Source organism: Streptomyces sp. 147326, from assembly GCF_045000215.1.
Taxonomy (GTDB): Bacteria; Actinomycetota; Actinomycetes; order Streptomycetales; family Streptomycetaceae; genus Streptomyces.
In genome coordinates, this window is sequence record NZ_CP134201.1 from 3,380,010 (window position 1) to 3,398,567 (window position 18,558).

The 18,558-nt window shown below is 71.8% G+C and carries 15 protein-coding genes; 11 read left to right on the forward strand and 4 right to left on the reverse strand.

What is annotated here, in order from left to right:
• Nucleotides 1–120: 120 nt before the first annotated feature.
• The gene (locus tag RIU97_RS14795) at nt 121–792 is read right to left on the reverse strand and encodes a DUF1707 domain-containing protein (RefSeq protein WP_404956933.1); all 672 of its coding nucleotides are present in this window, start codon (nt 790–792) and stop codon (nt 121–123) included.
• A gap of 149 nt (nt 793–941) precedes the next feature.
• Here RIU97_RS14795 and RIU97_RS14800 point away from each other — a divergent pair, with 149 nt between their 5' ends.
• Nucleotides 942–2,606: a fumarate hydratase gene (locus RIU97_RS14800; RefSeq protein WP_404956935.1), complete on the forward strand. Its 1,665-nt coding sequence runs from the start codon at nt 942–944 to the stop codon at nt 2,604–2,606.
• Nucleotides 2,607–2,708: 102 nt separating this feature from the next.
• A complete protein-coding gene (locus tag RIU97_RS14805) occupies nt 2,709–3,356 on the forward strand; it encodes a hypothetical protein (RefSeq protein WP_404956937.1) in 648 nt (215 codons plus the stop codon).
• Here the strand turns inward: RIU97_RS14805 and RIU97_RS14810 are convergent, their stop codons facing one another.
• Nucleotides 3,357–3,713, reverse strand: coding sequence for a hypothetical protein (locus tag RIU97_RS14810; RefSeq protein WP_404956939.1), 357 nt, complete (start codon nt 3,711–3,713; stop codon nt 3,357–3,359).
• Nucleotides 3,714–3,766: 53 nt separating this feature from the next.
• Here RIU97_RS14810 and RIU97_RS14815 point away from each other — a divergent pair, with 53 nt between their 5' ends.
• On the forward strand, nt 3,767–4,534 hold the full coding sequence (locus tag RIU97_RS14815; RefSeq protein WP_404956941.1) for a glycerophosphodiester phosphodiesterase: 768 nt from the start codon (nt 3,767–3,769) through the stop codon (nt 4,532–4,534).
• A 54-nt stretch (nt 4,535–4,588) separates the two neighbouring features.
• On the opposite strand, the gene RIU97_RS14820 is transcribed toward RIU97_RS14815, so the two are convergent.
• Entirely contained in the window at nt 4,589–6,115 is a 1,527-nt protein-coding gene (locus RIU97_RS14820) for a ricin-type beta-trefoil lectin domain protein (RefSeq protein ID WP_404956943.1), read from the reverse strand.
• Nucleotides 6,116–6,223: 108 nt separating this feature from the next.
• Between RIU97_RS14820 and RIU97_RS14825 the strand changes: the two genes are divergently transcribed.
• The 3 genes from RIU97_RS14825 (at nt 6,224) to RIU97_RS14835 (ending at nt 11,029) form a co-directional block, all read left to right on the forward strand.
• Entirely contained in the window at nt 6,224–7,627 is a 1,404-nt protein-coding gene (locus RIU97_RS14825; protein WP_404956946.1) for a class II fumarate hydratase, read from the forward strand.
• Nucleotides 7,628–7,739: 112 nt separating this feature from the next.
• Nucleotides 7,740–8,459 carry a DUF402 domain-containing protein gene (locus RIU97_RS14830; protein ID WP_404956948.1) on the forward strand — a complete coding sequence of 240 codons (720 nt, stop codon included), beginning with the start codon at nt 7,740–7,742 and terminating at the stop codon, nt 8,457–8,459.
• A gap of 248 nt (nt 8,460–8,707) precedes the next feature.
• Nucleotides 8,708–11,029, forward strand: a complete 2,322-nt coding sequence (locus tag RIU97_RS14835) for a SpoIIE family protein phosphatase (RefSeq protein WP_404956950.1) — start codon at nt 8,708–8,710, stop codon at nt 11,027–11,029.
• Nucleotides 11,030–11,181: 152 nt separating this feature from the next.
• Here the strand turns inward: RIU97_RS14835 and RIU97_RS14840 are convergent, their stop codons facing one another.
• A complete protein-coding gene (locus RIU97_RS14840) occupies nt 11,182–13,473 on the reverse strand; it encodes a transglycosylase domain-containing protein (RefSeq protein ID WP_404956952.1) in 2,292 nt (763 codons plus the stop codon).
• Nucleotides 13,474–13,705: 232 nt separating this feature from the next.
• Here RIU97_RS14840 and RIU97_RS14845 point away from each other — a divergent pair, with 232 nt between their 5' ends.
• The 5 genes from RIU97_RS14845 (at nt 13,706) to RIU97_RS14865 (ending at nt 18,502) form a co-directional block, all read left to right on the forward strand.
• A complete protein-coding gene (locus tag RIU97_RS14845) occupies nt 13,706–14,614 on the forward strand; it encodes an SPFH domain-containing protein (protein ID WP_404962843.1) in 909 nt (302 codons plus the stop codon).
• Entirely contained in the window at nt 14,611–14,847 is a 237-nt protein-coding gene (locus tag RIU97_RS14850; protein WP_404956954.1) for a hypothetical protein, read from the forward strand. The genes RIU97_RS14845 and RIU97_RS14850 overlap by 4 nt, the downstream gene beginning before the upstream one ends.
• Nucleotides 14,848–14,943: 96 nt before the next feature.
• On the forward strand, nt 14,944–15,468 hold the full coding sequence (locus tag RIU97_RS14855; protein WP_361769738.1) for a PadR family transcriptional regulator: 525 nt from the start codon (nt 14,944–14,946) through the stop codon (nt 15,466–15,468).
• Nucleotides 15,465–16,154 carry an ABC transporter ATP-binding protein gene (locus RIU97_RS14860; protein WP_404956956.1) on the forward strand — a complete coding sequence of 230 codons (690 nt, stop codon included), beginning with the start codon at nt 15,465–15,467 and terminating at the stop codon, nt 16,152–16,154. Before RIU97_RS14855 ends, RIU97_RS14860 begins: the two co-directional genes overlap by 4 nt.
• Nucleotides 16,151–18,502: an FtsX-like permease family protein gene (locus RIU97_RS14865; RefSeq protein WP_404956958.1), complete on the forward strand. Its 2,352-nt coding sequence runs from the start codon at nt 16,151–16,153 to the stop codon at nt 18,500–18,502. Before RIU97_RS14860 ends, RIU97_RS14865 begins: the two co-directional genes overlap by 4 nt.
• Nucleotides 18,503–18,558 lie beyond the last annotated feature (56 nt).

The following is an 18,558-nucleotide window of genomic DNA, read 5'->3' on the forward strand; positions in this document are numbered from 1 at the left end:
GACGGGTACGCGAGCGAGAGACGATGCACCTGTCCCTACCCGCTGCACGCGCCCCTATGCACCGGGTGCCGCCGGGCGCCGGGGGTTCGTCCGAAACGCGACCCCCGCCGTGAGCGGCTTTCAGCCGTCCAGGCGCTTGCGCAGTTTGCGGGCCAGATCGACCAGGCGCGCGCCCATTCTGGGCCGTGCCTCGATGTTGCCGAGCAGGGCGAAGCCCCGGACGATCACCACCGGCGCCTGCGGGTCGCTCTCCCCGCGGCCCTCGCCGCGCACCTCGAAGTTGCCGAGGACGCCGCTGCCGTAGCCGCGCAGGGTGACGTTCTCCGGGACCAGGACCTCGACGTTGCCGAGGACGCAGGTCACGTTGATCTCGGTGACCTGCTGCTCGAAGACGGCCTCGGTGAGGTCGATGGTGATGTCGCCCATCACGGAGACCGCACGGGTGTGCGCACCCGGCCGCCAGCGGCCCTTGCGGGCGGAGCTGCTGCACACGGCGACGATCGTCTCGGCGGGTACCACGGCGCCGGGCGGCGCCGTGGTACCCGGCTGCGGGAACGGGGCATGGGAGCCGCCGGGTGCGGGCAGATCCCGTACGAGACCTTCCAGCTCGCCGACCGTCTTGAAGGCGTACAGCGAGTCCAGGCGCTCGGAGTGCTCGTCGGAGGTCAGCCGGCCTTCGGCGAGGGCGTCGCCGAGGATCTGCGCGATCCGGTCCCGGTCGGCATCGGAGGCGCGCAGCTCGGCGGGAGAGGCTGCTGCTGCGGGGGAGGCGGGTTGCTTTTCCAGGTCCACGGCACCCAGCATAGCGAGACACGATAGATCGCGATACTGCCGAGTGAGCCTTACCTCACAGACACGTCCCCGGCGGGAGGTTCTACGCTGGTGGACTGCGCTGCCAATTGGTCGCCAGCGCTGTCTGCCGAGTGAGGATTGGCCACACGATGCCGGAGTTCGCGTACACCGACCTGCTGCCCCTGGGCGAGGACACCACCCCCTACCGGCTGGTGACCGCCGAGGGCGTGTCCACCTTCGAGGCGGACGGCCGTACGTTCCTCAAGGTCGAGCCCGAGGCGCTGCGCAAGCTGGCCGAAGAGGCCATCCACGACATCCAGCACTTCCTGCGCCCCGCGCACCTCGCGCAGCTGCGCCGCATCATCGACGACCCCGAGGCCTCCTCGAACGACAAGTTCGTCGCGCTCGACCTCCTGAAGAACGCGAACATCGCGGCGGCCGGCGTCCTGCCGATGTGCCAGGACACGGGCACGGCGATCGTGATGGGCAAGCGCGGCCAGAACGTGCTGACCGAGGGCGCGGACGAGGCGGCGCTGTCGCGCGGCATCTACGACGCGTACACCCGCCTGAACCTGCGCTACTCGCAGATGGCCCCGATCACCATGTGGGAGGAGAAGAACACCGGCTCGAACCTGCCCGCGCAGATCGAGCTGTACGCGACCGACGGCGGCGCGTACAAGTTCCTCTTCATGGCCAAGGGCGGCGGCTCGGCCAACAAGTCCTTCCTCTACCAGGAGACCAAGGCGGTCCTCAACGAGGCCTCCATGATGAAGTTCCTGGAGGAGAAGATCCGCTCGCTCGGTACGGCGGCCTGCCCGCCCTACCACCTGGCGATCGTCGTCGGCGGCACCTCCGCCGAGCACGCGCTGAAGACCGCCAAGTACGCCTCCGCGCACTACCTGGACGAGCTGCCCACCGAGGGCTCCGCCACGGGCCACGGCTTCCGCGACCTCGGCCTGGAGGAGAAGGTCTTCGAGCTCACCCAGAAGATCGGCATCGGCGCGCAGTTCGGCGGCAAGTACTTCTGCCACGACGTCCGCGTCGTCCGCCTGCCGCGCCACGGCGCCTCGCTGCCCGTGGCCATCGCCGTGTCCTGCTCGGCCGACCGCCAGGCGACCGCGAAGATCACCGCCGAGGGCGTCTTCCTGGAGCAGCTGGAGACGGACCCGGCGCGCTTCCTGCCCGACACCACGGACTCGCACCTCGACGAGTCCGCGGACGTGGTCTCCGTCGACCTCAACCAGCCGATGGAGGAGATCCTGGCGACGCTGACCAAGCACCCGGTCAAGACCCGCCTCTCGCTGACCGGCCCGCTGGTCGTGGCGCGCGACATCGCGCACGCCAAGATCAAGGAACTGCTGGACTCGGGCGCGGAGATGCCGCAGTACCTCAAGGACCACCCGGTCTACTACGCCGGCCCCGCGAAGACCCCCGAGGGCTACGCCTCCGGCTCCTTCGGCCCGACCACGGCCGGCCGCATGGACTCCTACGTCGAGCAGTTCCAGGCGGCGGGCGGCTCCAAGGTCATGCTGGCCAAGGGCAACCGCTCCCAGCAGGTGACGGACGCGTGCGGCACGCACGGCGGCTTCTACCTGGGCTCGATCGGCGGCCCGGCGGCGCGCCTGGCGCAGGACTGCATCAAGAAGGTCGAGGTCCTGGAGTACGAGGAGCTCGGCATGGAGGCGGTCTGGAAGATCGAGGTCGAGGACTTCCCGGCCTTCATCGTCGTCGACGACAAGGGCAACGACTTCTTCCAGAACCCGGCCCCGGAGCCGACGTTCACCCACATCCCGGTCCGCGGCCCGGGTCTGTAGCCACGTCCCCGAGGGGCCCTCTGCCGATCGGCAGAGGGTCCCTCGGGCGTTCGTGCCGATCGGCGGATGGATCGGGGGGCGGCGGACGGAGAGGCTTTACCCGTGACCGAGCAGCCCTCGGGCCTCTCCACCTTCACCGCACGGGAGTTCACGATGAAGAACCGCACGCGCGCCCTGGCCGTCGCCGGATCCGCCGCCCTGCTCGGGACCCTGATGGCCGCGGCCCCCGCCCCGGCGGCCCCGGCCGGGGCGAAGCCCGCCTCGGTGCACGGGCTCGGGACCGTGTTCTACCCGTACGCCCCCGAGGACGACATCCGCTTCACCGTCGACGCGACGTCGGCCCCCTGGAGCCGGCCTCTGCAGGCCAAGGGCGGGGAGAAGGGCCTGCCGACGGACGCCGTCGGCAAGGTCACCGTCTACCACCACGTCAAGGCGACGGGCTTCACCGCCGTCTCCGAGGCGGAGGTGGACTGCGTGGTCACGGGCGGCAGGGCGGCCACGGTCACCGCGGTGGTGAAGACCTCGAACGTCGGCTGGGAGGGCCTGCGGATCGGCCTCAGCGTCCAGGACGGCACGCGCGGCGAGCCCGACCGCGTCGGCTTCTCGTGGGGCATCGCCAATTTCGACCCGAAGCCCGACGGCTCCTTCACCGAGCCCCCGGCCGGCACCTGCATGGCCCCGGCCCCCTTCACGGAGGTCACCAAGGGCGGCTACAAGGTCACCCCGGCCCCACTCGCCCCGAAGCCGTAGTCACGGCGTCGGACCCGACAGGTACCGGGCCTCAACGGGGGTGGCCCGGTACCCCTCCTTCCGCGCGGCCATGACCTCGGCGATGCTCAGCCCGTACACCCGGCGCAGCAGCGCGATCGGCACCCCGTCGGGCCCGCCGACCGGCACGTGGACCGTGCCCTCCCGGGCCACGATGCGCTCCCGGACCCACGGCGGCGGTACGCCCCGGCCGTCGTCGCAGGCGTAGGCCTCGTACCGCGGGCAGTGCTCGAACCCCGCCCAGTGCAGCTCGCCGTCCCGGATGAACTGCCAGTCCTCCTGGACGCACTCCTCGCACGGCTCGCAGTGAAAGGTCACGTACACCTGCTGTTCGTCCATCCGGGCAGGATGCGGTACCGGTGCGTCCCGCGCATCCGGATAACGTCTGGGGCATGACGCAGACGCATCTCCGCACCGACCGGGCCGTGCGCGTGGTCGCCCATCGCGGGGCCTCCCACGAGCACCCCGAGCACACCCTGGCCGCCTACCGGCAGGCCATCGCCGACGGGGCCGACGCGCTGGAGTGCGATGTGCGGCTCACCGCCGATCAGCGGCTGGTGTGCGTGCACGACCGGCGCGTCGAGCGGACCTCCGACGGGCGGGGGGTCGTCTCCGGGATGACGCACGAGGAGCTGCGCGCCCTCGACTTCGGCGGGTGGAAGGGCGACGAGCACCGCGGGGCCCGGGTGCTGCTCTTCGAGGACCTGCTCCGGGAGGCGCTGGCCGCGCCCCGGCCCGTGGGGCTGGCCGTCGAGACCAAGCACCCGACGCGGGCGGGCGGCCGGCTGGAGGCCGAACTGGTGCGGATGCTCCGGGAGTACGGGCTTGCCGACGGAGCGAGCGGCCGCGTCGAGGTGATGAGCTTCTCGCGGAGCGCGCTGACCCGGCTGCACCGGCTCGCGCCCGGCCTGCCCGCCGTCTACCTGATGGAGCGGCGGCTGCGCCCGGTCCGGCCCCCGTACGCGACGCACGCGGGCCCGGGCATCGACCTCGTGCGCCGGGACCCGGGAATGGTGGCCCGGCTGAAGGCCAAGGGGCTGTCCGTACGGGTGTGGACCGTGGACGAGCCGGAGGACGTGGAGCTGTGCGTGCGCCTCGGCGTCGACACGCTGATCACCAACCGGCCGCGCGAGGTGCGCAAGCTGCTGCGCGACATGTGACACCCGGCCGGGGTGCGCCGGCCGGGCGTGGGGGGTCGTACGGGCGGATCGGGGTTACACGAAGCGCTGGTTGGCGGAACCGTTGCAGGTCTGCAGGCGCAGCGGCTCGTGGGCGGCGGCCACCGTCAGGCACATGCCCGGGGCGGCGGCGGGGCGGAGGGTGGCGCCGTCGCGGACGAACCGCTGGTTCGCGCCGCCGTGGCAGTTCCAGATGATCAGGCCGGAGCCGGAGCCGTAGTTGGCGCCGGGGGCGTCGAGGCAGCGGTCCTGGGTCAGCTCGATGTGGACGGACTCGCGGGCGGCGTCGTACCACCAGCCCTGGTTCCGGCCGCCGTGGCAGTCCCAGCCCACGATCTTCGTCTCGTTGGCGCTGGAGCCGCCGAAGGAGTCGAGGCAGTTGCCGGTCGCCTCGTTCTTCAGGGGCTTGAACTTGTCGTCCCAGGCCCCGGCCTGCAGGACGGGCGTCCCGGTGCTCGCCGGGTCGGCGCAGGATGCCTCGCGCAGGCCCGAGTCGTAGAGCTGGGTCAGGCAGGACGCGAAGGCGCCGTGGCCCCGGTAGTTGGGGTGGAAGGACTGGCGGGCGGTGTTCTCGTCCCACGGGAAGTGGTCCCCGAGGTCCAGGTAGAGCCCGCGGGCCCAGGTGTCCTCCATGCACACCTCGTGCCCGTGGAAGAGCCGCGAGTTGTCCAGGTAGGTGGCGCCGGAGGCGAGGGCCGCCGCGCGCATGCCCTTCTCGAAGGTGGGCACCGCGTAGTTGCGGCCCCAGGTGGCGTCGGAGTCGTAGCCGGCGCAGCCGCCGGGCAGCTTGCCGGGGAAGCTCGGGTTGTCGTAGAAGTCGGGCCCGATGGGGCTGGGGTAGCCCATCACGACCAGCTTGTAGTCGGAGTCGGCGTAACCGGCGTCGCGCATGACCGTCCTGAGGTCCGCGACGGTGGCCTCCACCTTCGGCTTGAGCCCGTCGACGCGTCCCTGCCAGCCGGGCCCGTACTTGGGCTCGCAGGTGCCCTGGCTGAGCACCCAGCGGGTCACGCAGTCGGTCATGACCGGGCCGAACTGCAGGTCGTCGTTGGCGCCGGCGACCAGCAGGACCATCTTGATCTTCGTGTTGCGGGCCTTGATGGCCAGGCTGTCGCTCTGCACCAGCTCGTCGGCGTACTGCTTGCTGCCGCCGATCCTGATGTTGCCCGTGTAGCCGCCGGAGCAGGCGACGTTGAAGGTCAGGTCGGCCGGGATGCCGGTGCGGTGGATCGCCGAGTCGGGTGAGCGGTGGCACTGGTTGTTCGGCGTGTTGGTCGCGGGGTCGTAGTTGCCCACGCCCTCGCCCGATATCTCGCTGTCGCCCAGCGAGATCAGGCCGGTCTTGCGCTCGTTCAGCGGGCGGACGGCGGCGTCGCCGTAGATCCTGGTGGACTCCGCGGCGCGGATCGCCTCCAGCTCGGGCGAGAGGGGGGTGACGGCCCCCGCGGGGGCCGCCGCCTGGGCCATGGGGGTGACGGCGGTGACGCCGCCCAGGGCGGCCGCGATCGCCGCGACGGCGGCGAAGGTAGATCTGAGCATGGGTCTCGTACGTGCACGTGCCATGAACGCCTCCCCAGATGTCAGTGTTACCCACGGTATTTACTGGCCGGTAGGGGAGTTGGGAACACTTCGAACAAGACAATTGCTCAAGTTTTTGAGGAGGCCAGGAAAATGACCGAACATCAGCAGGCCGACGCGTTCCGGATCGAGCACGACTCCATGGGCGACGTACAGGTGCCCCTGCACGCCAAATGGCGCGCCCAGACCCAGCGCGCGGTGGAGAACTTCCCCGTGTCCGGGCAGCGGTTGGAACGCGCCCACATCGAGGCCCTCGCCCGCATCAAGGCCGCGGCCGCCGTGGTGAACGCGCGGCTCGGCGTCGTCGGCCAGGACGTCGCCGACGCGATCCGGTCCGCCGCCGCCGAGGTCGCGGACGGCCGCTGGGACGACCACTTCCCCGTGGACGTCTTCCAGACCGGCTCCGGGACCTCGTCCAACATGAACACCAACGAGGTGATCGCCACCCTCGCCACCGAACGGCTCGGCCGGGAGGTGCACCCCAACGACCACGTCAACGCCTCGCAGAGCTCCAACGACGTCTTCCCGTCGTCCATCCACATCGCCGCCACCGCCGCCGTCACCGGCGAGCTGATCCCGGCCCTGGAGCACCTCGCCGCCGCGCTGGAGCGCAAGGCGGCCGAGTTCGCGCAGGTGGTCAAGGCCGGGCGGACCCACCTGATGGACGCCACCCCGGTCACCCTGGGCCAGGAGTTCGGCGGGTACGCGGCCCAGATCCGCTACGGCGTCGAGCGGCTGCGCGCGGCCCTCCCCCGCCTCGCCGAACTGCCGCTGGGCGGCACCGCGGTGGGCACCGGCATCAACACCCCGCCCGGGTTCTCCGCCGCCGTGATCGCCGAGGTGGCCGCCACCACCGGGCTGCCGCTGACCGAGGCCCGCGACCACTTCGAGGCCCAGGGGGCGCGGGACGCGCTGGTGGAGACCTCCGGGATGCTCCGTACGGTCGCCGTCTCGCTCACCAAGATCTCCAACGACCTGCGCTGGATGGCGTCCGGGCCGCGTACCGGTTTGGCCGAAATCAATCTCCCGGATCTCCAGCCCGGCTCCTCGATCATGCCCGGGAAGGTCAATCCGGTGGTCCCGGAGGCCGTCCTGATGGTCGCCGCACAGGTCATGGGGAACGACGCCACCGTCGCGGTGGCGGGCGCGGCCGGCAACTTCGAGCTCAATGTGATGCTCCCGGTGATGGCCAGGAACCTCCTCGAGTCGATCCGGCTGCTCGGCAGCGCGAGCCGCCTGCTGGCCGACCGCACAGTGGACGGGATCACCGCCAACGAGGCGCGGGCCAGGGAATACGCCGAGTCCTCGCCCTCCGTGGTGACCCCGCTCAACCGCTACATCGGCTACGAGGAGGCCGCCAAGGTGGCCAAGAGGTCCCTCGCCGAGCGCAAGACGATCAGGGAGGTCGTCCTGGAGTCCGGCTACGTGGAGCGCGGCGCCCTCACCCTGGAGCAGCTCGACGAGGCCCTGGACGTGCTGCGCATGACGCACCCGTGACCCGCCGGACCCGGCCCCCGGGCGGGGGCCGGATCCGGTCGATTCCCGTCCGCCAACCCCCCAGTGACCTGCACCGCAGCGGGGGCGCGGGCCCCCGCCCTAAGATCTCCGCATGACAGGTACCTTCAAGCCCGGGAGCGGCTCGGCGCACGGCGCGCCGCAGGGCCCCGCGCAGGGCACGCGCTGGGCGCCCGGGGAGCAGATCCTCTGGCGCTACCGCGACCACGCCCCGGGGCTGAAGGGCCCGGTGCACATCTGCCGCCCGGTGACGGTGGTTCAGGACACGGACGAGCTGCTGGCCGTCTGGATGGCCCCGGGCACCGAGTGCGTCAAGCCGGTCCTGGCCGACGGCACCCCCGTCCACGAGGAACCGCTCGCCACCCGCTACACCGCGCCGCGGACGACCGTGCGCTCGCGCTGGTTCGGCGGCGGGGTGCTGAAGCTGGCCCGGCCCGGGGACCCGTGGTCGGTATGGCTGTTCTGGGGACACGGCTGGCGGTTCAAGAACTGGTACGTGAACCTGGAGGAGCCCCGGTCGCGGTGGGCCGGCGGGGTGGATTCCGTGGACCACTTCCTCGACATCGCCGTCTACCCGGACCGCAGCTGGAAGTGGCTGGACGAGGACGAGTTCGCCCAGGCGCAGCGGTCCGGCCTGATGGACCGGGAGCAGGCGCTGCGGGTCCGGCACGCCGGTCGCGCGGCGGTCGAGGTGATCAAGGAATGGGGAACTCCGTTCTCCGGCGACTGGCAGGACTGGCGGCCGGATCCCGCCTGGAGAATTCCGGCCCTTCCGGAGGACTGGGACCGCACCCCGGCGCATATGACCTCATGAGACCCTTGATGCGCCCCCGGGGTTCAAACGTAGGATCGTGCTCCGCGAGGTCGCGCGCGCGGGACGGTGCGTTCGGGCCGTGCATCCACAAGTGTCGCGCCACACGCGGAACCTGACGGGAGGTCGGCGCGGGGGCGGGAGCAAAGAGGAACCTCGGGGCGATGGTGCCCGGGCCGCTGAGCGGGTATACCGCGACTGACCGAGTTGAGTGCAGCGCACATCGAGCGCAAACGGACGGAATTCCACGCGTGACGGAGTACCCCACCTCCCAGGAGGGCCCGCAGCCCGTCGCCTCCGGCGGAGGTACGGACGAGGCCGGCCACGGCAAGGCGCCCATCGCCTCCGAGGCCGTACGCACGCATGCGCCGAGCGCCGGCGCCGGGCATGCCGCAGAGCCGGGCGGCGGCGCGGCCGCGGCGGCTTCCGACGCGCGCTCGGCCCGCTCCGCGGGCGGCGCCGCCGGACTCCCCCGGCCCCGCCGCAAGGCTTCCGCGCCGGGCGAGTCCGGTGTCCCGGCCTCCTCGGACCCGCTCCAGGGCCAGGACCAGGACGGCGTCCGGCTGCGGGACGGCGCGGCCGCCCGCAACGCCGCGGGCGCCACCGCCGGACACGGCGCCCCCTCCGAGCCGCCCCGCCCGCGCGGAGACGACCTCGACCCCGGCACCACGAGCGGCGGCACCGCGCCCGGCGCGGACGAGAGTGCCGGGCAGAACAGCGGGTACCGCACCGGAGGCGACCGCCACGGCGGCGGGACCGGCATACCGGGCGGGGGCGCCGGAGAGGCGACCGCCGCGCGCCGCGAAGGTGACCGGCTGCGTTTCGTGGGCGCCGCCACCCGGCGGATCGCCCGCGGCATCGACCTCGACGAGATCGTGCTCGGCCTGTGCCGGGCCACCGTGCCCACCTTCTCGGACGCCATCCTCGTCTACCTGCGCGACCCGCTCCCGGTCGGTGACGAGCGGCCCGTCGGCCCGGTCGTTCTAAGGCTCCGGCGCACCGACCGGCTCCGGCCGATCGACGACCTGACGGACATCAGCAGCACCATCGGCGCGGGGATGGACCTCGCCGGGGCCGCCGGGGCCACCGGCGAGCTCGACTTCAGCCAGCTGCCGCTGGTCGGCCCGCAGGGTGACCTGCCGGCGGCCGAGCTGTGCGAGATCCGGCCCGGCGGCGCGCTCGCCGAAGTGCTGCGCGGCGTACGGCCCGTCTTCGGGTCCTCCGCCGCCGCCCGGGCGGCGCTGCCCGAGCTGCTCGGCGTGGACCATCCGCTGCCGCGCGGCAACCGGGCCGTGCTCGCGCCCCTGCGCGGCCGCCGGCGGGTGATCGGCGCCGCCGTCTTCCTGCGCAGCCCCGAGCGTCCCGCCTTCGAGCAGAACGACCTCCTGGTCGCCGCCCAGCTGGCCACCCACACCGCGCTGGGCATCGACAAGGCCGTCCTGTACGGCCGTGAGGCGTACATCGCGGACGAGCTGCAGCGCACGATGCTGCCCGACAGCCTGCCGCAGCCCACCGGGGTGCGCCTGGCCTCCCGCTACCTGCCCGCCGCCGAGACGGCGCGGGTCGGCGGCGACTGGTACGACGCCATACCGCTGCCCGGCAGCCGTGTCGCGCTCGTCGTCGGCGACGTCATGGGCCACTCCATGACCTCCGCCGCGATCATGGGCCAGCTCCGGACCACGGCGCAGACCCTCGCGCAGCTGGACCTGCCGCCCGCCGAGGTCCTGCACCATCTGGACGAGCAGGCGCAGCGCCTGGGCTCCGACCGCATGGCCACCTGCCTGTACGCCGTCTACGATCCGGTCGCTCACCGGATCACCATCGCCAACGCCGGCCACCCGCCGCCGGTGCTGCTGCACCTGGGCGGCCGCGCCGAGGTGCTCCGCGTGCCGCCCGGCGCGCCCATCGGCGTCGGCGGCGTGGACTTCGAGGCCGTGGAGCTGGACGCGCCCGCAGGGGCCACCCTGCTGCTCTACACCGACGGCCTGGTGGAGTCGCGCCTGCGGGACGTGTGGACCGGCATCGAGCAGCTGCGGGAGCGGCTGGCCACCACCGCCCAGCTGACCGGCCTGGACCACCCGCCGCCGCTGGAGGCCCTGTGCGACGACGTGCTGGACATGCTCGGTCCGGGCGACCGGGACGACGACATCGCGCTGCTCGCGGCCCGTTTCGACGGGATCGCGCCCAGTGACGTCGCGTACTGGTTCCTTGACCCGGAGGAGACCGCTCCGGGCCGGGCCCGCCGGTTCGCCCGCCGCGCACTGACCCGCTGGGGCCTGGAGGAGCTGAGCGACTCGCTGGAGCTGCTGGTCAGCGAGGTGGTCACCAATGCCGTCCGGTACGCGGAGCGGCCCGTGACCCTGCGCCTGCTGCGTACGGACGTGCTGCGCTGCGAGGTCGGCGACGACTCCCCGCAGCTGCCCCGCCAGCGCCGGGCGCGGGACACCGACGAGGGCGGCCGCGGCCTGTTCCTGGTCAACCGGATGGCCCGCCGCTGGGGTGCGACCCGTCTGAGCAGCGGAAAGGTGGTCTGGTTCGAGCTCTCGTTGCCGGGGGCACAGGAGCGGCGTTGACCAGGCAGCGAACCGACCGACCCCTGCAGGGAAGTGACGCGGCATCGGCGACCGGATCGCGGCGGCGGTGTCGGGCTCCTGAGGCCCGCAAGACCGGGAGCCTGTGAAAAAACCGCCGCCCCGCAGCGTGAAGGCTGCGGGGCGGCGGTCTGTCAGCGTCCCTCGTTCCCACCGAAGATCGGCGGGTCCGGCGGCTTGGGACCGCCGGTCTTGGTCGGCGTGGTCGTCGGCGTCGCCGTCGGCGTGGTCGTCGGCGTCGGGCCGGTCTTCGTCGGCGTGGGGCTCACCGGCGTCGTCGGGGACTGCGCCGGGCTGCTGCTGGACGCCGGCGGGCTGGAGGACTGGCTCGTCGTGGGCGACGGGGAGGTGCTGCGGGACGGCGCCTGCGTCGGGCCCATCTCCGCGTCCGACGTGTCGAACTTGCCCGTGTCCACGCCCTTGAGCGCGGCGAGCGTGTACGCCTTCCAGATCGAGGCGGGGAAGCTGGAACCGCCCGCGCGTCCCAGGCCGGCGGTGCCGGTCAAGGTGACCTGGGTGTGGCTGCCCGGCTCCTCGCCGAACATCGCGACGACCGTGACCAGCTCGGGCGTGTAGCCGGTGAACCAGGCGGAGAAGTTCGACTCACTGGTACCGGTCTTGCCGGCCGCCTGGTAGGAGCTGCTCCTGACCTTGTTGCCGGAGCCGCCCTCGTCGTTGACCACGCCCTGGAGCACCTTGGTGACGGTGTCGGCGGTCTTGCGGCTGATGGCCTGGCTGCCGATGGCCTGCTGGGGGGTGAACTCGCGTTCCTTGTGCTCGGCGCTCTTGATGATCGTCGGCGTGACCTTCTTGCCGTGGTTGTCGAAGCTGGCGTAGACGCCGGCCATCTCCACGGTGCTCGCGGTCATCGTGCCGAGCGCCATGGCCGGCCTGTCCTCGGGCCAGCCCTCGCGGTCCACCATGCCGAGTGCCAGGGCCGTCTTCTTCACGTTGGGCGGCTTCACGTCCACGATCATCTGCGCGTAGACGGAGTTCACCGAGAAGTCGGTGGCTTCCTGGACCGTCATCAACGGCTCGCCGTAGTTCAGGTTGTCCTGGTTCTGCGGGTTGAACGGGATCTTGCTGCCGACCACCTGGCGCTTGCTGGTGCCGTCGTAGAGCGAGTTCGGGGTGATCGGCTTGCCGTCCTGGGTCTTCGACCCGTTCTCCAGGGCGGAGGCGAGCACGACCGGCTTGAAGGTCGAGCCCGGCTGGTAGTCCTTGCGCAGGGCGTTGCTCTCGGACTTCTCCGTCAGGCCCTGGCCGCCGTACATGGCGACGATCGCACCGGTCTTCGCGTCCACGGAGGTCGCGCCGGCCTGGACGCTCTGGTCCTGGGGCCGGCCCTTGGTGTCCTTGCGGTCGAGCTTCGACTCCAGCTCGTCGTCGACGGCCTTCTCCAGCGCCGCCTGCTTCGCCTTGTCGACGTTGAGCGTGATGCTCCAGCCGCCGGCCGCGATCTGGGCGTCGGTGATGTTCTGCTTGTTCAGCTCGTCGTTGGCGGCCTGGACCAGGTAGCCCTTCTGGCCGTCCATGCCCGGGCGGGGCTTGGGCTTGATCGGCGGCGGGAGGGTCATGGTCTTGCGCTTGGCCGGGTCCAGCTTGCCCATCTCGACCATGTTGTCGAGGACGGCGTCGAAGCGGATGTTGACCAGCCGCCTGCCGTTCGGGCCGGCCGTCGCCAGGTCGTACTGGCTGGGCGCCTGGATGACGGCGGCGAGGTAGGCACCCTGCTCCAGGGTGAGCTTGTCGGAGTCGACCCCGTAGAAGGCCTGGGCCGCGGCCTGGATGCCGTACGCGTTGCGGCCGTAGAAGTTCGTGTTCAGGTAGCCGACGAGGACGTCGTCCTTCTCCATGCGCTGGTCGACCTTGAGGGAGATCACCAGCTCCCGGAGCTTGCGCGTCGCCGACTGGTCCTGCGTCAGGTAGTAGTTCTTGACGTACTGCTGGGTGATCGTCGAGCCACCGGCCTTGCCCTTGCCGGTGGCCGTGTTGAACAGGCCCCGGGCCACGCCCATCACGTCGATGCCGCGGTCGCTGTAGAAGGACTTGTTCTCGATGGCGATGAACGCGGTGCGGACGTCCTCGGGGATCTTGTCGATCGGCACGAGCTCGCGGTTCTTCGTGCCGGTGCTGGCCATGATCGAGCCGTCGGAGTAGCGGTAGGTGTTGCTCTGGAGCGTGGCCTGGTCGTTCGGGTCGGTGGGCTCGTCCACCGAGAAGTAGAGGACGATCGCCGCGGCCATGAGGAGGAGGATCGTCCCGAGGAACGCCCCGAGGATCTTCTTCCACGTGAAGAGGCGACGTATGCCGCTGCGTTTGCCGGCGCCGCCCTTGCCGTTGGCGCCGTTGGCGCCGTTGGCGCGTCTGCTCGGCGCACGCCCCGCACCGCGCTGCTGCGCCTTACGCACTTCTGCTCGGCCCATCGCTCCCGCTCCGCTCGATTACCCCCCCGACGTCAGCTCAGAAAGCTAACACCGCAGGCTGTGACAAAGGATGGTCAACCCTTACCAATACCGGTCAATCCGGACGTGAGAATGAGCACCCACATCACTGGAACCGACGCTCACCTAAGCCGAAGGGTTGCCGCAACGCAAAAAAGTGATATCAATTTGCTAGGCGGTCCGAGCGGCCGTGACCACAGAAACGGGGCAAATGATGACGAACCAAATCGCCACACCGGACGGGGTACGGGAGTTCACCGCGCGCAGCGTGGGTGGCGGTCTGGCCCTACTCCTCGGACTGGCGGGCCTGTTGGCGGGCGGGGGCCTCATCGCGGCGGGCGCGGCGGCGACGGCCGTCGCGGCCAAGGCGGCGCTGATCGCCCTCGGCGTCCTCACGATCCTCGGCTCCGTCATAGCGATGAGCGGCCTGAACACGGTGGCGCCGGGCGAGGCCCGGGTCGTGCAGCTCTTCGGCCGCTACCGGGGCACGATCCGCGCCGACGGACTGCGCTGGGTCAACCCGCTCACCTCGCGCGAGAAGATCTCCACCCGGGTGCGCAACCACGAGACGGCCGTCCTGAAGGTCAACGACGCCTACGGCAACCCGATCGAGCTGGCGGCGGTCGTGGTGTGGCGGGTCGAGGACACCGCGCGGGCCGTCTTCGAGGTCGATGACTTCACGGAGTTCGTCGAGACCCAGACCGAGGCGGCGGTCCGGCACATCGCGATCGAGTACCCCTACGACTCGCACGAGGAGGGCGGCCTGTCGCTGCGCGGGAACGCCGAGGAGATCACCGAGAAGCTGGCGGTCGAACTGCACGCGCGCGTCGAGGCGGCCGGCGTGCACATCATCGAGTCCCGCTTCACGCATCTCGCGTACGCTCCGGAGATCGCCTCCGCGATGCTCCAGCGCCAGCAGGCGGGCGCGGTCGTGGCGGCACGCAAGCAGATCGTGGAGGGTGCGGTGGGCATGGTCGAGCTGGCGCTGACCCGTCTGGCGGAGCAGGACATCGTGGACCTGGATCCGGAGCGCAAGGCGGCCATGGTCTCGAACCTGATGGTCGTCCTGTGCGGTGACCGCGCGGCCCAGCCGGTGGTCAACACGGGAACCCTCTACCAGTGACCCCCGGCGGCGAGCAGAGCCCGGCAGCGGGCCGGCAGGCGCGCAAGCAGGTACTGCTGCGGCTCGATCCGCAGGTGTACGAGGCGCTGGCCCGCTGGGCCGGCGAGGAGCTGCGCAGCGCGAACGCGCAGATCGAGTTCCTGCTCCGCCGCGCCCTCGCCGAGGCCGGCCGCCTCCCCTCCAGCCCCGGCCCCATCCCCCGCCGGGGCCGGCCCCCGAAGTCCGCGGACTGACCACGTCCAGGGGCCGGACCGCGCTCGGCGCGGTCCGGCCCCCGCCTCCCCTCCCTCTATACACTCCGCGTATACACACGGTGTAGAGTCGCCGTCATGTCCATCGGTCACACGCTCCTGGGCCTCCTCGAGGCCGGCCCGCGCCACGGCTACGACCTCAAGCGCGCCTTCGACGAGAAATTCGGTCACGACCGCCCCCTCGCCTACGGGCAGGTCTACTCGACCATGTCCCGCCTCCTGAAGAACGGCCTCGTCGAGGTCGACGGCATAGAGAGCGGCGGCGGGCCCGAACGCAAGCGGTACGCCATCACCGACGCCGGGATCACCGACGTCGAGGCCTGGCTCTCCCAGCCCGAGAAGCCCGAGCCCTACCTCCACTCCACCCTCTACACCAAGGTCGTCCTCGCCCTGCTCACCGGCCGCCGCGCCGACGAGCTGCTGGACACCCAGCGCGCCGAGCACCTGCGCCTCATGCGCATCCTCACCCAGCGCAAGCGCAAGGGCGACATAGCCGACCAGCTCGTCTGCGACCACGCCCTCTTCCACCTGGAGGCGGACCTGCGGTGGCTGGAGCTCACCGCGGCCCGCCTCGACCAGCTCGCGCGGGAGGTCCGCCGATGATGACCCCGGCCGGCTCCCTCCTCGCCGCGACGGACCTGCGCAAGGCGTTCGGAACCACCAAGGCCCTCGACGGCGCCGAGTTCTCCATCCACCCCGGCGAGGTCGTCGCCGTCATGGGCCCCTCGGGCTCCGGCAAGTCGACGCTGCTGCACTGCCTCGCGGGCATCGTCCCTCCCGACTCGGGCTCCATCACCTACGCCGGACGCGAGCTCACCTCCATGAGCGATGCCGAGCGCAGCGAGCTGCGCCGCACCGAGTTCGGCTTCGTCTTCCAGTTCGGCCAGCTCGTACCGGAGTTGACCTGCGTGGAGAACGTCGCCCTCCCGCTGCGCCTGACCGGCGTCAAGCGCAAGGAGGCCGAACGCACCGCCCTGCACTGGATGGAGCAGCTCCAGGTCGAGGACCTCGGGGCCAAGCGGCCCGGCGAGATATCCGGCGGTCAGGGGCAGCGCGTGGCCGTCGCCCGCGCCCTGGTCACCCGCCCCCGGGTGATCTTCGCCGACGAGCCCACCGGAGCCCTCGACTCCCTCAACGGCGAACTCGTCATGCAGCTGCTCACGGAGACCGCCCGCTCCGCGAACGCCGCCGTCGTGCTCGTCACCCACGAGACGCGCGTGGCCGCCTACTCCGACCGTGAGATCGTCGTGCGCGACGGGAAGTCCCGCGACATGGAGCGGCTCGTATGAGCCGGCTCCAGGTCTGGGCCCGCGATCTCGGCATGGGCACCCGCTTCGCCTTCGGCGGCGGCCGCGAGGGATGGATCCGCACCCTGCTCACCGGTGTCGGTGTCGGTCTCGGCGTCGCGCTGCTGCTGATCAGCACCGCGATCCCCGGCGCCCTCGCCGCGCGGTACGAGCGCGGCGACGCACGGTCGACGATGAGCTCCGAGCGGGCCGACGCCCCCGGGCCCGACACCCTGCTGATCGCCCGCATCGGCCAGACGTACCAGCGCAAGGACATCGAGGGGCACGTGGTCCGGGCCGAGGGCCCCCACGCCCCGCTGCCGCCCGGTCTGAAGCGGATCCCCGGCCCGGGCGAGATGGCCCTCTCCCCCGCCCTCGACGCGTTGCTGAACTCCTCCGACGGCGCCCTGCTGCGCGAGCGGCTCGACGCGCGGGTCAGTGAGATCGTCGGCGCCCCGGGGCTGGTCGGCCCCGGCGAACTGATCTTCTACCTGGGCAGCGACACCCTCCGGAAGAACGGCCCCGAGGACTACCGCGTCGAGCGCGTCACCACCTTCGGCTACGACGCGGAGCGCGAGGGCCTCGACCCCGTGCTCATGCTGATGGTCGTCCTGACGTTCGTCGCCCTGCTGATGCCCGTCGCCGTGTTCATCGCCACCGCCGTCCGCTTCGGCGGGGAGCGGCGCGACCGGCGGCTCGCCGCGCTGCGGCTGGTCGGCGCCGACAGCAGGATGGTGCGCCGGATCGCGGCCGGCGAGGCACTGGCCGGCTCTCTGGTCGGACTGGTGCTGGGCACCGGCTTCTTCGCCGTCGGCCGCTCCCTGGTCGGCAGCGTCAGCCTCCAGCAGCGCAGCGTCTTCCCCGCCGACCTCGACCCGGCGCCCTGGCTCGCCGTCCTGGTCGCCCTCGCGGTGCCCGCGGCGGCGGTGGCCGTGACCCTGTTCGCGCTGCGCGGTGTGGTCATCGAGCCGCTGGGCGTCGTCCGTACGGCCAAGCCCTCCCGGCGCCGGATCTGGTGGCGGCTGCTGCTCCCGCTGGTCGGGCTCGCTCTGCTCGTGCCCATGGGCGGCCGCGGCAACGACCACGGCAGGTTCAACCAGTGGCAGGTCGCCGGAGGCGTGGTGCTGCTGCTGGTCGGGATCACCGTGCTGCTCCCCTGGCTGCTGGAACGTCTCGTCGCGAGGATGTCCGCCGGCCCGGTCTCCTGGCAGCTGGCCGTGCGCCGGCTCCAGGTCAACAGCGGCGCGGCCGCCCGCCTGGTCAACGGCATCGCCGTGGCCGTCGCGGGCGCCATCGCCCTCCAGATGCTCTTCGCGGGCGTCGAGGGCGACTACACCAAGTCGACCGGCCAGGATCCCGGCAGGGCCGCCGTCGCGGTCATGGTGAACCGCGATGCGGAGACGCGCATGGACGACCTCGCGCAGCGGATCTCCGCCGTGCCGGGCGTCACCCGCGCCGTCCCGCTGACCTCCGCTCAGGCCGCCCACCAGGTGCCCGCGGCGGAGGAGACGGTCCAGGTGACCATCGGCACCTGCGACGCGCTCGGCGAGGTCGCGACACTCGACTCCTGCAAGGACGGCGACGCCTTCGTCCTGACCGGCTCCACGTCGGAGGACGTCTACGGGGCCACGGCGAAGCCCGGCGACGAGCTGTTCGTCGGCAACGTCAGGGGCTACGGGTCCGGGACGGCCGACCGGCCCGGTCCGGCGAAGTGGAAGGTCCCGGCGGACGCCCGCACGGTCCCCAGCCGGGAGGACCCCACCGGGCAGCTGCGCAGCGGCCTGCTGGTGACCCCGTCGGCCGCGCCGAAGGAGATCGGTGCATTCCCGGACGCGCGGATCTTCGTCCAGGTCGACGAGTCCGGTCCGGACCCCCTGGACCGGGCGCGCACCGCCGTCTTCAAGGCGGACCCGTTCGCCACGGCGATGACGCTGCGGCACACCACGGAAGCCGCCGGCTACTCCTCGATCCGCACGGGGCTGTTCTTCGGCGCCACCGCCGTACTGGTCCTGATCGGCGCAAGCCTGCTCGTCTCCCAGCTGGAGCAGTTGCGCGAGCGCCGGCGGCTGCTCTCCTCCCTGGTCGCCTTCGGCACCAAGCGCTCCACGCTGAGCCTGTCGGTGCTGTGGCAGACGGCCGTGCCGATCGTGCTGGGCCTGGTGCTGGCGGCCGGGGCGGGCGTGGGGCTGGGCGCCGTCCTGATGAGCATGGCCGCCCAGCCGGTCCGGATCGACTGGGCGTCGGTGCTCGGGATGACGGCGGCCGGCGCGGGTGTGGTGGTCGTGGTGACCCTGCTCAGCCTGCCGCCGCTGCTGCGGCTGATGCGCCCGGACGGCCTGCGCACGGAGTGACCCCCGTACGCGCCTGACGCCGCCCCTGACCCGTACGCCCCTGACCCGTACGCCCG

Excerpts from the sequence above, each read along its gene's own strand:
- RIU97_RS14800 (WP_404956935.1), top strand. The coding sequence starts at position 942 with ATGCCGGAGTTCGCGTACACCGACCTGCTGCCCCTGGGCGAGGACACC.
- RIU97_RS14810 (WP_404956939.1), bottom strand. The coding sequence starts at position 3,713 with ATGGACGAACAGCAGGTGTACGTGACCTTTCACTGCGAGCCGTGCGAG.
- RIU97_RS14815 (WP_404956941.1), top strand. The coding sequence starts at position 3,767 with ATGACGCAGACGCATCTCCGCACCGACCGGGCCGTGCGCGTGGTCGCC.
- RIU97_RS14820 (WP_404956943.1), bottom strand. The coding sequence starts at position 6,115 with ATGGCACGTGCACGTACGAGACCCATGCTCAGATCTACCTTCGCCGCC.
- RIU97_RS14825 (WP_404956946.1), top strand. The coding sequence starts at position 6,224 with ATGACCGAACATCAGCAGGCCGACGCGTTCCGGATCGAGCACGACTCC.
- RIU97_RS14830 (WP_404956948.1), top strand. The coding sequence starts at position 7,740 with ATGACAGGTACCTTCAAGCCCGGGAGCGGCTCGGCGCACGGCGCGCCG.
- RIU97_RS14840 (WP_404956952.1), bottom strand. The coding sequence starts at position 13,473 with ATGGGCCGAGCAGAAGTGCGTAAGGCGCAGCAGCGCGGTGCGGGGCGT.
- RIU97_RS14845 (WP_404962843.1), top strand. The coding sequence starts at position 13,706 with ATGACGAACCAAATCGCCACACCGGACGGGGTACGGGAGTTCACCGCG.
- RIU97_RS14855 (WP_361769738.1), top strand. The coding sequence starts at position 14,944 with ATGTCCATCGGTCACACGCTCCTGGGCCTCCTCGAGGCCGGCCCGCGC.
- RIU97_RS14860 (WP_404956956.1), top strand. The coding sequence starts at position 15,465 with ATGATGACCCCGGCCGGCTCCCTCCTCGCCGCGACGGACCTGCGCAAG.
- RIU97_RS14865 (WP_404956958.1), top strand. The coding sequence starts at position 16,151 with ATGAGCCGGCTCCAGGTCTGGGCCCGCGATCTCGGCATGGGCACCCGC.